Source organism: Paenibacillus sedimenti (assembly GCF_014534655.1).
Classification (GTDB): domain Bacteria; phylum Bacillota; class Bacilli; order Paenibacillales; family NBRC-103111; genus Paenibacillus_E; species Paenibacillus_E sedimenti.
Genome location: NZ_JACVVD010000005.1, coordinates 197,809 through 211,645 on the forward strand (window position 1 = coordinate 197,809; position 13,837 = coordinate 211,645).

At 48.3% G+C, this 13,837-nt stretch carries 11 protein-coding genes; all 11 read left to right on the forward strand.

Features of this window, described 5'->3' with window-relative positions:
• Positions 1-363 precede the first annotated feature (363 nt).
• Positions 364-606 carry a post-transcriptional regulator gene (locus tag ICC18_RS34565; protein ID WP_376745644.1) on the forward strand — a complete coding sequence of 81 codons (243 nt, stop codon included), beginning with the start codon at positions 364-366 and terminating at the stop codon, positions 604-606.
• A gap of 145 nt (positions 607-751) precedes the next feature.
• Positions 752-1,984, forward strand: coding sequence for a protein translocase subunit SecD (secD, locus tag ICC18_RS16430; protein WP_188175716.1), 1,233 nt, complete (start codon positions 752-754; stop codon positions 1,982-1,984).
• Complete coding sequence (gene secF, locus ICC18_RS16435) at positions 1,974-2,897, forward strand: protein translocase subunit SecF (protein WP_188175526.1); 924 nt, start codon at positions 1,974-1,976, stop codon at positions 2,895-2,897. Before secD ends, secF begins: the two co-directional genes overlap by 11 nt.
• 67 nt (positions 2,898-2,964) lie before the next feature.
• Complete coding sequence (locus ICC18_RS16440; RefSeq protein WP_188175527.1) at positions 2,965-3,918, forward strand: cation diffusion facilitator family transporter; 954 nt, start codon at positions 2,965-2,967, stop codon at positions 3,916-3,918.
• A 42-nt stretch (positions 3,919-3,960) separates the two neighbouring features.
• The gene (gene recJ / locus ICC18_RS16445) at positions 3,961-6,408 is read left to right on the forward strand and encodes a single-stranded-DNA-specific exonuclease RecJ (protein WP_188175528.1); all 2,448 of its coding nucleotides are present in this window, start codon (positions 3,961-3,963) and stop codon (positions 6,406-6,408) included.
• Entirely contained in the window at positions 6,405-6,917 is a 513-nt protein-coding gene (locus ICC18_RS16450) for an adenine phosphoribosyltransferase (RefSeq protein ID WP_188175529.1), read from the forward strand. Before recJ ends, ICC18_RS16450 begins: the two co-directional genes overlap by 4 nt.
• A 289-nt stretch (positions 6,918-7,206) precedes the next feature.
• The gene (locus ICC18_RS16455; RefSeq protein WP_188175530.1) at positions 7,207-9,390 is read left to right on the forward strand and encodes a RelA/SpoT family protein; all 2,184 of its coding nucleotides are present in this window, start codon (positions 7,207-7,209) and stop codon (positions 9,388-9,390) included.
• A gap of 56 nt (positions 9,391-9,446) precedes the next feature.
• Positions 9,447-9,887, forward strand: coding sequence for a D-aminoacyl-tRNA deacylase (gene dtd, locus ICC18_RS16460; protein WP_188175531.1), 441 nt, complete (start codon positions 9,447-9,449; stop codon positions 9,885-9,887).
• A gap of 65 nt (positions 9,888-9,952) precedes the next feature.
• Positions 9,953-10,120 carry a hypothetical protein gene (locus ICC18_RS16465; protein ID WP_188175532.1) on the forward strand — a complete coding sequence of 56 codons (168 nt, stop codon included), beginning with the start codon at positions 9,953-9,955 and terminating at the stop codon, positions 10,118-10,120.
• Positions 10,121-10,286: 166 nt separating this feature from the next.
• On the forward strand, positions 10,287-11,846 hold the full coding sequence (locus tag ICC18_RS16470) for a coproporphyrinogen III oxidase (RefSeq protein ID WP_223192625.1): 1,560 nt from the start codon (positions 10,287-10,289) through the stop codon (positions 11,844-11,846).
• Positions 11,847-11,869: 23 nt separating this feature from the next.
• Positions 11,870-13,828 carry an FAD-dependent oxidoreductase gene (locus ICC18_RS16475; protein ID WP_188175534.1) on the forward strand — a complete coding sequence of 653 codons (1,959 nt, stop codon included), beginning with the start codon at positions 11,870-11,872 and terminating at the stop codon, positions 13,826-13,828.
• Positions 13,829-13,837 lie beyond the last annotated feature (9 nt).

Genomic DNA, 13,837 nt, shown 5'->3' on the forward strand with positions numbered 1-13,837 from the left:
AAGCTCATGCTAACATTTTATGGACATGTCGGTATTCCAGCAGGAAAATGGTGTACGGGTATCGAAATAGTTGTTTACTACGCTTACGACGCCAGTTTTCCTGACGGAAAACTCAGCTTATGCTTACGATGCCAGTTTTCCTGACGGAAAACTCAGCTTATGCTTACGATGCCAGTTTTCCTGACGGAAAACTCAGCTTATGCTTACGATGCCAGTTTTCCTGACGGAAAACTCTTAGGAGGACCTCCCATGAACGGAGAAGACAACGATCAAATCCCGGCTGAGCTTGAGGATCAAGAAAGTGAACAGGCCGAGGAGACGGTCACAGAGGAAAGAGAAGCGGAAGCGGATGATAACGAGACTGTGCTTTCCGAATATGAGCTGAATGAGGTTATCGAGAACTTATGCTTAAGCAAAGTTGACGAGTTCATTATGTTAGGCTATGAGCATGTCAGCGGCAAAGATATATGGGATTGCGTAAGCGACAAATACCGGAAGACCGGCGTCCCTCCTCTGCATCAGATCGTTAATGACATTTTATCGCTCAAGTCCACGCAGTTCATGAACTGGATGACATTAAGTGTATATAAAGGAGCCCAATTCTAAGAAAAGGGCTTATTTTATTTGGTCGGAATCTGCATAGGTTTCATGCCGGATTGAGCACATTACATAAAATGTCGCAAATTGACTGGATTTTCGCACCTGAGTATAATAGGAATATTGAGTATGGAAGGGAGACAAGCAAGAGATGCTGGATTGGAAAAGAATTTCGTTCTTTATTTTGACGATCATCGTTGTGCTTGGCAGTATTGCGGCAACGAGTCCGAAACTTGTAGAACGAATTAAGCTTGGCCTGGATTTAAAAGGTGGATTTGAAATTCTATACACAGCTGAACCTTTAACGGCAGGGCAACCGCTTACGAAGGAAACGCTTACGCAGGCGGCGGAAAGTCTTGCCAAGCGTGCGGACAGCCTTGGAGTCGCAGAGCCTGAGGTGAGTACGGAAGGAACGGATCGCATTCGCGTTCGTCTTGCCGGCGTAGAGAATGAGGAAGAAGTTAGAGGTTTGATGTCCAAACCGGCTGTTCTGACCTTTAGAGGACCGGATGGAACGGTATATCTGAACGGAACGGATTTCGTTGAAAACGCGGCGAAATTAAGCTACGATCCCCAAACGAATCTGCCGATCGTTGAAATTAAATTGAAAGACAGACAAAAGTTCAAGGAAGTCACGACGAAACTGACGGGTAGTACGCTTTCTATTTATTTGGATGACGAACTGCAATCTTCGGCTTCTGTCAACTATCCCATCGATAGCGATTCAGCGATCATCAGCCAAACCAATGTGACAGAAGCGACCAAAACGGTAAAATTGATCAACTTGGGCGCTATGCCTCTAAAATTGACGGAGAAGTATATTCAGCGCGTTGACGCGACCTTAGGTACTGCCTCCTTGCATGAAACAGCAAGAGCGGGTCTGATTGCTTCCATCCTGATTTTCCTGTTCATGGTGCTCTATTATCGTGTACCTGGATTAGTGGCCGCTTTTACATTGATCACCTATATTTGGGTGTTGCTTGCTGTCTTCGACTTCATGAATGCGACGCTGACTTTGCCGGGCATCGCTGCCCTCGTATTGGGAGCAGGGATGGCCGTCGATGCCAACATCATTACGTATGAGAGAATCCGCGAGGAAATTCGTGCGGGCAAAAGCATTTTGTCTGCTTTGAAAGCCGGTTCCAAACATTCGTTCCGCACGATTATGGATGCAAACGTAACGAACCTGATTGCCGGTATTGTTTTGTACTACGTCGGAAATGGCGCAATCCGCGGATTCGCGGTCATTACGATGATAAGTATTCTTATCAGTATCCTGACAAACGTGATCTTCTCCAGATGGCTGCTGCATCTGATCATACGAGGCAACTTGCTGAAAAAGCCGAGTTATTTCGGAGTGAAGGAGGCAGACATTCGTGGGCTTTAAGAAACAGTACGATTTTGTAAAGAGCCGTAATATTTATTTTGCTATATCTGCTATTATTTTAATTGCAGGTTTGGCCGTGATGCTTTTTGCCGGAATGAATTTCGGCGTCGATTTTAAAGCCGGAACGAATATTGACCTCGTTGTGGGCAAGCAGCTTGATAAGGCGAAGGTAGACGAGATTATGAAGGAGCTTTCGTCAGGCGGCGAAATCAAGTCGCGTTATGCCGAACCGACAATCGGCGGTAATAACAGCGACCGCGTATCGATTCGTTTCGATGACGTTTTGAGTGATGATGCCGTGGCCAAAATACAGAACGCATTTGCTACAGCCTATAGCGCGCAGGTGTCCAAAGAAGTGAACACCGTAGATCCGCAGCTAGCTAATGAATTATTGATGAAGGCGGTCTACGCCATCGCGATTGCCAGTGTTCTGATTTGCGTATACGTTAGCATTCGTTTCGAGTGGCGATTTGCAATCGCAGCAATTATTGCAATTTTGCATGATGCTCTAATCGTTATCGCCGTATTTGCCATTTTCCGTCTCGAAGTGAATTTGCCGTTTCTCGCGGCGGTTCTAACAACGATCGGTTATTCCATTAATGATAAAATCGTTATTTTTGACCGCATCCGCGAGAACCTGAGATTTGCGAAGCTCAAAACAGATGAAGATCTTGTAGCGCTTGTCAATGATAGTATTTGGCAAACGATGGCGCGGAATATCAATACGGTTCTTGTCGTGTTGTTAGCTGCCGGCTGTCTCTATATTTTCGGTAGTCAGTCCATTAAGCTGTTCGCTCTTGCCAAGCTGATCGGTTTGACAAGCGGAGCTTATTCCTCTGTCTTTATCGCTTGTTCGCTCTGGTATTTGTTCAAACGCAAATCTTTAAGTTCTAAAAAGAAAGCTGCAGCGTAATAACCATAATAACCGGCCGCGTGATGCTAACGCGGCCTTTGTATCGGTTCAGGGGGAGTGGCAATACGTGAATGACGAGCGTTTTCAAAAGGCCGAATTCGCAGCCTGGGTAGGTATTGTCGGCAATGCAATCCTTGCGCTACTCAAGGGCGTTGTCGGTTTCACGGCACAAAGCAAGGCGCTGCTTGCGGATAGCGCACACTCAGCTTCAGACGTCGCAGGGTCCTTTGCGGTCCTGATTGGTCTTCGAGCGGCCAAGAAACCGCCTGACGCAGATCATCCTTACGGGCATGGGAAGGCGGAGTCCATCGCATCCATCGTCGTCTCTGTGCTTCTGCTGGTTGTTGGCGTGGAGATCGGGATTTCAGCCGTCAAGTCGATATGGCAAGGGGTTGAAGAAGCTCCCAGGGCGTATGCACTTATTGCTATCGGAATTTCTCTAATCGTAAAAGAGGCGATGTTTCAATACAAATACCGGCTGGGCAAACGATTGAACTCACAGGCATTAATTACCAATGCATGGGAGCATCGTTCTGATGTATACTCTTCAATTGCGGCTCTAGCAGGTGTATTCGGAGCTGTATTGGGCCATTATTTTAACGTGAAAATGCTTTATTACTTGGATCCCCTGGCCGGCTTGTTCGTGTCGCTGCTCGTTCTCAAAATGGGATATTCTTTAGTAAAGGAATCCATACATACGACGATGGATCATGTGCTACACCATGAGGATGCAGCAGACCTAGTATCGACCGTACAGACCATCAAAGGCGTTATAACCGTGGATGATTTGCGGGCAAGAGAACATGGCCATTATGTTATCGTGGATATCAAAATAAGTGTTAATCCAAGGATTTCGGTGCTGGAAGGGCATGATATCGCAAGAACGGTCAAACAGCAGTTGATGAAGCGATTCCATCACGTTTCGGACGTTTTCGTTCATGTCAATCCTTATGATGCCGGTTATCCTTACAAAAATAATACGGATACTGAGCTGAACGATTATCCGAATATTTTTCATTGATATGAATTTTGCTTAAGCAGAACTCGAAGGAGGACACACCAGGTGCTAGCCCCAAAGGCAAGATGGAGCATTGGAGAGCCGGATGAAACGCTCGTTGAGAAATTTGTCCGCGATTTACATATGGATCCCCTCGTCGCCAAAATGCTCGTTCTCCGAGATATACATACCATTCAAGAAGCGGAGCAATTTTTACATGGTGGAGCGGATGATTTTCACGATCCGTTTTTATTGGACGGGATGCTTCCGGCAGTGGAAAGAGTCCGTAAAGCTTTAGAAAACGATGAACATATCCGCGTTTATGGCGATTACGATGCCGATGGCGTCAGCAGTACGTCGCTCATGGCGCATTTGCTGCGAGGTCTCGGAGCGCGCTTCGATACGTATATTCCGCATCGGATTCGCGAAGGCTACGGGCTGAATCGTTCAGCGATTGAGCTGGCCAAAGAGCAGGGTGTATCGCTGATCATTACTGTCGATACTGGCATTAGTGCGGTTGATGAAGTCCGGTATATTCAAGAACTGGGGATGGACGTTATCGTGACGGACCATCACGAACCGCCGGCGATACTGCCGGACGCTCTGTCCGTCATCAATCCGAAGAAATCAGGATGCTCATATCCGTATAAACATCTGGCGGGAGTAGGAGTGGCGCTCAAGCTCGCGCATGCGCTCCTTGGCCGTCTGCCCGAAGAGCTGCTGGAATTTGCGGCACTCGGTACGGTAGCCGATCTCATGCCGCTGACAGGTGAGAATCGTCTCATTGTGAAACAAGGCTTAGTACGCATGCAGTCATCCGCTTATGCCGGTATCCGCTCGCTAATTGGAGTATCGGGCATTGAACGCAAAGAAGTGACCGCCTCTCACATCGGATTCTCACTTGCTCCTCGCATTAATGCAAGCGGGCGTCTGGAGTGTGCGGATGATGCGGTGAGGCTGCTTACCACAACCGATGAGCAAGAAGCAGAGCAAATTGCGTTCGAGCTGGATATGTTGAACAAAGAGCGGCAGCGCATCGTAGAAGAGATGGCGAAGGAAGCGCTGGAGATGGCGGAGCAGCAGCGCGCATTAGGGCTTGATAAAGTCATCGTCGTCGCCAAGGAAGAATGGAACGTTGGGGTCGTCGGCATTGTCGCCTCTAAAATCGTTGAGAAATTTTACAGACCAACTCTGGTTCTGAGCATTGATCCAAATACGGGTATAGCCAAAGGATCGGCGCGTTCCATAGCAGGCTTCGATCTGTACAAAGCATTGACGGCATGCCAAGAATGGCTTGACCATTACGGCGGTCATCAAGCGGCAGCCGGCATGAGTCTCGACCGCAGCCATTTGGAGGCGTTCGCGCACAAGCTAAATGAACTGGCTGCAGCGATGTTGACGGAGCAGGACTTCATTCCGCTCTTGAAGGCGGATGCGGTTTGCAGCCTGCAGGGTGTTCCGATTACAGCCATCGAGCAGCTCGAGAAGCTCGCGCCTTTCGGCATGGGGAACCCGGCGCCGAGATTCGTCTTTACGGACTTATCGTTGGGGGAAGTCCGGACGATGGGCAAAGAGAAGCAGCATCTGAAGCTCGCGCTGACGGAGGCGCGCGATGAGGTTAGCTGCTCCGTTGATGCTGTAGGCTTCGGCAAAGGAAACCTCGCCGGTTTCATTGCGCCGGCTTCGCGCCTTGATGTGCTCGGTGAGCTTTCCATCAACGAATGGAACGGCGTACGTAAGCCGCAAATCGTCATGCAGGATTTACGCATCACTCACGTGCAGCTTTTCGATTGGCGAGGCGTCCCTCAACTGGAAGCGAAGCTTACGGGTCTGAAGGAAGCTTTAGCTGCAGGAGTTGCAGGAGCTGGCCAGATACCAGCCATCGTGCTTTTTGAGGAAGCTGATGTTCACGCCTTTGCTTCTACGGCATTTCAGCACGCTGATTCTCTGGCTTACTGGATTTTACAGGACTCCGGTCATATAAAGCCGGGCAATGAGCTCGCGAGAGAGCTCGATTTAGCCAGCATGCAGGATGTCGTGTTATACACGGCTCCACGCAGCATACAAAGCTTGCAGAGCTTACTTCAGCAGGCGCGAGGCATGATGCGCTGTTATGCGGTATTTGCAGAATTGGAGTCAAATAGTAGCGTGGCGATGCCGTCTCGTGATATGTTTAAACTCTTGTATGGCACTTTGCAAAAAGAAGGGTCTCTGAATATGCAGGACCATCGGTACATGCAAGCGTTAAGCAGACGTTCTGGTCTTTCCCCAGCTATGATACAATTTATCATTTCGGTTTTTGAAGAGTTAGGCTTTATTGAGCGTCTCGGGGCAATCGTTAAACTGCAAGCGGCACCAGCGAAAAGAGATTTAACGACGTCACGCTTGTATCAAGATAGATTGCATCGTCAGGAAGTCGAATCGATCGTCATGTATTCGTCGGCCAAAGAATTAGAGCAATGGATTGCAGAACAAATCAAATTACAAAACCAAGTTATGGAGGAAATTGTATGAATTTCAAAGATAACATCCGCGTCATTCCGGACTTCCCGCAGCCAGGTATCCGCTTCAAGGATATAACTACACTGCTTCAAAACGGCGCCATATATAAAGAGGCGATTGATCAATTGAAAGAGATGGTCAAAGAGAAGGAAATCGATGTCATTGCAGGCCCGGAAGCCCGTGGCTTCGTAGTCGGCGCGCCGCTGGCTTACTCACTGGGAGTCGGCTTTGTGCCGATCCGCAAAAGCGGCAAACTGCCTGGTGAAACCATTGAAGCGGATTATGCGCTTGAATACGGCAAGGATAAATTAGCTATGCACAAAGACGGCATCAAACCAGGCCAAAAGGTATTAATTGCCGATGATTTGCTCGCTACCGGCGGTACGATACAAACTTCCATCGACTTGATCAAGCAGCTTGGCGGCGAAATCGTCGGTGCGGCATTCTTGATCGAATTGTCCTATCTCGACGGTCGAAGTAAGCTTGGCGGCATTGATGTTGTTTCGTTAGTCCAATATTAGTCTATTAAAAAGCACCTCACCTTTGCCATGCCGGCAATGATGGGGTGCTTTCTATTCAAGAGGGGAACAGGATTATTTGATCCCCATCTGGTTGATACTAGTAGAATTTCTAAGGCCTTCTGAGACTGCTGTCATATACATTTGATGAAAAAGTGAAACCTTTCAAGAAAAGAGAGTGATTTTGTCGAAAGTAAGCGGGTGAGCAGTTGACGCGGAGCCTGCCTTGCAGGCATAATGAATAAAAATCGACTAATGGGTGTAACAACCTTTAAAGGGAATGGGTAGATGCATGGGTATAGAGCAGCTATTGGAAAAGGCCGCCACCTATCTAAAAGAAAATGACTTGCAAAGAATTCGGGAGGCCTACGAATTTGCCGATGAAGCCCATCATGGCCAAGTACGCAAATCGGGGGAACCCTATATTCTGCATCCCTTAGCCGTTGCAGATATTCTGGTGAACATGCAGATGGATGTCACCTCGGTGATCGCAGCATTGCTACATGATGTCGTTGAAGATACGACGGTTTCGCTCGAAGCCGTTCATGATAAATTCGGTAAAACATGCGCCATGCTTGTAGACGGTTTGACCAAGCTGGAGCGTATTAAGTTTAAGTCTAAGGAAGAGCAGCAGAACGAGAATTACCGCAAAATGTTCGTTGCCATGGCGCAGGACATACGTGTCATATTGATCAAACTGGCGGATCGCCTGCATAACATGCGCACGCTCAAATATCAGTCTGAAGAGAGTCAGCGCCGCATAGCAGAGGAAACGCTGGAGATTTTTTGTCCCATCGCGCACCGGCTCGGTATTTCGACAATCAAGTGGGAAATGGAGGATATCGCACTCCGATATTTGAATCCGCAGCAATATTACCGGATCGTCAACTTGATGCAGAAGAAGCGTACCGAGCGCGAACAATATATCGAGGACGTCATTCAGAGCATTAAAGAGAAACTCGAAGAAATGGGCATCCAAGGCGACATTTCCGGGCGTCCGAAGCATTTATACAGTATTTATAAAAAAATGAGCTCGCGCGGCAAGCAGTTTAATGAAATTTATGATCTCATGGCGCTGCGCGTTATTGTCGACGGGATCAAAGATTGTTACGCCTCGCTCGGCATTATTCACACCTTATGGAAGCCGATGCCGGGCCGTTTTAAAGATTATATCGCCATGCCGAAGCCGAACATGTATCAGTCTCTGCATACGACCGTCATCGGACCGAAGGGCGAACCCCTGGAAGTACAAATTCGCACATGGGAAATGCACAAAACGTCCGAGTTCGGTATTGCTGCGCACTGGGCTTACAAAGAAGGTGGCTCTATCGTACCGGCGGGCACTTTCGAGGATAAAATGAGCTGGTTCCGTGAAATTCTGGAGCTGCAGCAAGAAACGAGCGACGCTTCGGAATTTATGGAATCCATGAAGATGGATTTCTTCTCTGATCTTGTTTTCGTCTTTACCCCGAAAGGGGAAGTCATCGAGCTTCCTGCAGGCTCTGTGCCGCTTGATTTTGCTTACCGCATTCATACCGAAGTTGGTAATCGGACAATCGGCGCCAAAGTGAATTCCCGTATTGTACCGCTGGATCATAAGCTCAAAACGGGAGATATTGTTGAAATTCTAACCTCCAAGCACTCTTACGGACCTAGTCAGGACTGGGTCAAGATCGCACAATCCTCACACGCGCGCAGCAAAATCAAACAATGGTTCAAGAAAGAAAAGCGCGAGGAAAACGTTGAAAAAGGCAAAGAGATGATCGAGCGTGAACTGAAGCGTCTGGCGATCGATCCGCCAACGCTCATGAGCGACGAGAAGATGCTGGAAGCCGCGAAAAAGTTTAATTTCAATGATATAGAAGACATGCTGTCTGCCGTTGGTTTTGGAGGCATTACAGCTGCTCAAATATGCACGAAGCTGACGGAGAAGCTGCGCAAAGAGGCGGAAGAAGCGCAAGTGCTGCAGCTGACCAACGAGGTTAAAGAGGTCAAGTCGCAGCCGCAGGAGCGCAAGAGCCGCCCTACGAATGGCGTACGCGTCAAGGGTGTCGATAACTTGCTTGTCCGCTTTGCGCGATGCTGCAATCCCGTTCCGGGAGACGCGATTATCGGCTATATCACGCGAGGTCGCGGCGTGTCGGTTCACCGCTCCGACTGCACGAATATTCCGACGACCATGGGCGAGGAGGAACGCGTCATTGAAGTAGACTGGGCCGAAGTTGTCGAATCCAACTTCAATGTCGAAATCGAGATCACGGGGCATGACCGCCGTGGCTTCCTGAACGAAGTACTGCAGGCTGTTTCCGAAAGCAAAACGATGATTTCTGCGGTTTCGGGACGATCGGACAAAAATAAGATGGCTACGATTCATATGACCATTCAGATCAAAAATATTGATCACCTGCAGGCAGTCGTTGAGAAAATTAAGCGCGTGAAGGACGTTTACTCTGTGCAGAGGATCATGCAAACCTAGCCCCTGCTTTCGAAAAGAGTACTCAAAAGGGCGTTTTTAAGGAGTTTATCAAAGCGATGAGAGTTGTTGTACAGCGTTGCAAGAAAGCTGAAGTTACAGTAAATGAATCCGTCGTAGGCCATATCGAACACGGGCTCATGCTGCTTGTGGGCATTACCCGCGAGGATACGGAGCAAGATGCCAAATATTTGGCGGATAAAGTGTCCGGACTGCGTATTTTCGAAGATGAAACAGGTAAGATGAATCTGTCAGTACTGGAAACAGGCGGGCAAATATTATCCGTTTCGCAGTTTACCTTGTATGGAGATTGCCGTAAAGGCAGGCGTCCAAACTTCATGGCTGCTGCGAGGCCTGAGTTTGCAGAACCGCTTTACGAGAAGTTTAACGAGCTGCTGAGGGAGCAAGGACTGCAAGTTGAGACAGGGGCATTCGGTGAGATGATGGATGTCAATTTTACGAACTGGGGACCTGTAACACTGATCATAGATAGTAAATAAGGGTTATTTAGCCGTCTAACTGGCAATACTAGATTTGTACATTCTAGTCAGTTAGGAGCATCCAGATGCGGCAATCGATCAAGCATAAAGTCATGACGGCACCTGAGCAGCAGCTGCTTCACACAACGTTCGCCGAAAGGATGAGCCAAGCGCCGATGCTGGCCGATACTGAAATGAGCGCTGAGCTCAATTCTCTACAGGAAAAGCTGTTTCCTAAAAAATCATATCGCTAAACGTAAAGCCTTGAGCGCTGCTTTCATGCAATGCCGAGGCTTTATTTATTAGGATCGGGGGCTTTTTTTCGTATGATTTCTCTCCAACTTGAAAATGTGGTAAACTATCTAGTGGTGTTTTTCATGAGAGGAAATGTCTCAACAGGAAGTACTGGAGGGCTTTGCATTGAAAATTGAAATAAACCGAGTAGGCTTTAACGAGTTGACGACGGAGATTTTTCATATAAACCGGCTGTTTTTTGAGGAAGTTGAAATAAGCTATGAACCGCATGAAAATGCCGATATCCGAATTGAAATTACGCTGAATCAGGACGATGATCATTGCGTACTTGCAGCAGTTCAAGTGCACGATGTTAAGTTGACGGAAACCTGGTCGGGACTTAATGAACGAGCAGCGAACCGGACAGATTTGCAAGGCCGTAAAGCAGCCATCCGGCGATCCGTATGCACAGCGCTGTTGCAGTCGCTGCAAGAAATGACCGGACTTGAGCAGCCATGGGGGATTTTGACCGGTGTCAGGCCCACGAAGCTCATGCACAACCTGTTGCAGAAGCATGATCGCGAAACCTGTCTGAACATTTTGCGCGAGCAGTATTTGGTGAACGAGGAGAAGGCGAATTTACTTGTAGAGGTAGCCGAGCGGCAGCTCCAAGTCATTCCGGATCTGTTTCATTTGGAACGTGAGGTCAGTGTCTATATCGGCATTCCATTCTGCCCGACCAAATGCGCTTATTGCACCTTCCCGGCTTACGATATCCGGGGTAATAACGGTTCGGTGAATTCGTTCCTATCCGGTCTGCATGAGGAACTTCGCATCATGGGCAAATGGATGAAGGATGCCGGACTGCGCATCACGACGATCTATTGGGGAGGCGGAACGCCAACAAGCATCTCCGCAGAAGAAATGGACGCGTTGTTCACGACTATGCACGAGTCATTCCCCGATATGAGCGCTGTTCGTGAGTTGACAGTTGAGGCTGGGAGACCCGATACGATAACGCCGGAGAAAATCGAAGTGATGAAGATGTGGCAAGTCGATCGCATCAGCATCAATCCTCAAAGCTTCACCCAGGAAACGCTGGATGCCATCGGCAGGCATCATACCGTCGAAGAAACGGTAGAGAAATTCAAGCTGTCGCGCGAGATGGGACTCGACAACATCAATATGGATCTGATTATCGGACTGCCGAATGAAGGCATGAAGGAGCTCCAGCACTCGTTAGACGAGACGGAAAAGCTGATGCCGGAATCGCTTACCGTGCATACGCTGTCCTTCAAAAGAGCATCGCAAATGACCAAGAATCGCGATCAATACGAAGTGGCGGAACGCGACGAAGTCGCAGAGATGATGGAACGTGCCATAGCGTGGACACAGCAGCACGAATACGCTCCGTACTATTTATACAGACAGAAGAACATTCTTGGTAATTTGGAAAATGTCGGTTACGCGCTTGAAGGCCGCGAGAGTCTTTATAACATTCTGATGATGGAAGAACGTCAGACCATCATCGGACTCGGTTGTGGAGCTGTAAGCAAAATTCTGTATCAGCGCGGCGAATCCGACGACGAAGCGGGAGAGAAAGAACCCCAGCGCATCGAGCGATTTCCGAACCCGAAAGAACCCAGTGTGTACAATCAGGCTTACCTGGAGTACATTGAAAAAAAAATCAAACTGTTGGATGAAGCTTATCAGCCTTTGATCTGTAAGCTGCAGGAACAGAAGTAAACGAGGCAGGTGTTTTTGGACTAATGAGTATTTCCAGACGAGGCAATTCCACATCATCCAAAGGATGGCTTTGGTTCATGTGGGCATTGATTTTACTTGCAGTGCTGGCGGGGGCCGCCGCCCTTTATTACCAGTACAATCACCCGGCGAATAGCGGACACAGTACGAGGAAGATGAGCATTGAAGAGGTAAAATCAATTAAAAAACCGAAAAATACGTATGATGTTATTGTTGTCGGCACTGATCCGGAGGGGATTGCTGCTGCTGTGTCCGCGGCTCGCAACGGCTTGTCGACATTGCTCGTAGATGGCCGGAATCGCGAAATTCTTGGCGGGTTAATGACACTTGGCGGGCTCAACACGATCGATATGAACTATGCGCCTAAATCAAATCCGCTTGCCAAGGAAGAGGTATTTAACAAAGGCTTTTTTTCAGAGTGGTATGCAAAAATTGAGGGTGATTCCTTCGATGTGAATACCGCAGCGAATGCTTTTTATGAGTTGGTCAGAAATGAAAAAAATATTGATATTTTGTTAAAAACGCAAAAGATCGAGCCCCTTGTAAAGGCTGGAGAGTCCGGTACGTCGGTTGTACAAGGAGCGACCCTTACACTGGCTGACGGCAGTAAGCAAACCGTAAACGCATCTTCGGTAATCGATGCCACGCAGGACGGCGACTTTGCCGCAGCCGCTGGTGTTCCATTTACATTCGGGCGGGAAGATCTAGGGGATCCTAAATCCAGAATGGCAGTTACGCTTGTGTTTCGTCTCAAAAATATAACGCCTGACGTTTGGGACAAGATGGCGAAGCGCCTGAACGGAGACAATAATTCAGGCACCGGGGTTAACGAAGTTAGTGTTTGGGGCTATGGGGAGATGAGCAATTATCCTCCTGTCAACAAAGAACGAGCCAAGATGAGAGGGCTCAACATGGGTAGAGAGAATGACGACACCGCACTCGTAAATTCATTGCAAATTTTTAATGTCGATACATTCAATCCGAAATCGGTACAAGAAGCTTTTGATATCGCGAACAAAGAGTTGCCGAATGTAGTAGCTTACATGCAAAAAACGTTCCCTGAATTTGCCAATGTGGAGTTGGCTGGCACGGCTTCAGAGCTCTATGTCCGTGAAACGCGCCATATGCAAGGCGAATATCGCCTGAACATCGTAGATGTTTGCACGAATGGCGATCAATGGGATCGAATCGGCTTCGGGTCATACCCGGTTGATATACAGCGTGTCTCTCCGACGGATTCCGGTAATGTCGTCTGTCACCCTAATCAGTACGCAATCCCGTTCCGCAGCATCGTTCCGCAAAAGGTGGACGGTCTGCTAGTGGTTGGCCGCGCTGCCAGCTACGATACGCTTCCTCATGGCAGTGCGCGGGTTATGCCTACCGGCATGGCCGAGGGCGAGGCTGCTGGAGCCGCTGTGAAGCTGGCTCAGCAAGAGAAGCTGACGTTCCGTCAAATGTCCGCTTCGAAAGAAGCCATTGCCAAACTGCAGACACAGCTCAACAAGCAGGGTATGGACATACAGCCGATTGCATTGAAGCCGCTACCTTTCATGGAGCATAAAGCGTACGAGGGCTTGAAAGCCGCGATGATGCTCGGTCTGGCTTCTGGCGCTTATGACAATAATTTTCATTTGGATGATCAGGCTAATCCGAAGCGAATGGTGAATCTTGTAGGTGGGGCGAAGAAGATGAAGCCTGACGCTTTCAAAGGTGATGCATCCGCAGCGATTGCCAAGATGGATAATTCCGATAAGATCCCATTGACGTTAGAACAAGCTTGCTACACAATCGTACAAGCACTCGGGATGAAAGTAGATGCTACACAAGCGCAGGATGAGCTTATACGCAATAAACTGCTGACCGATGCCTCTTTGAGTCTTATTGCTGATAAGCAAAAGTTAACGAATGCCGATACGTTCATGCTGATCAAAGACTTGAAGGTTGGTCTCACAGGTAAACCATAGGTCCATGCA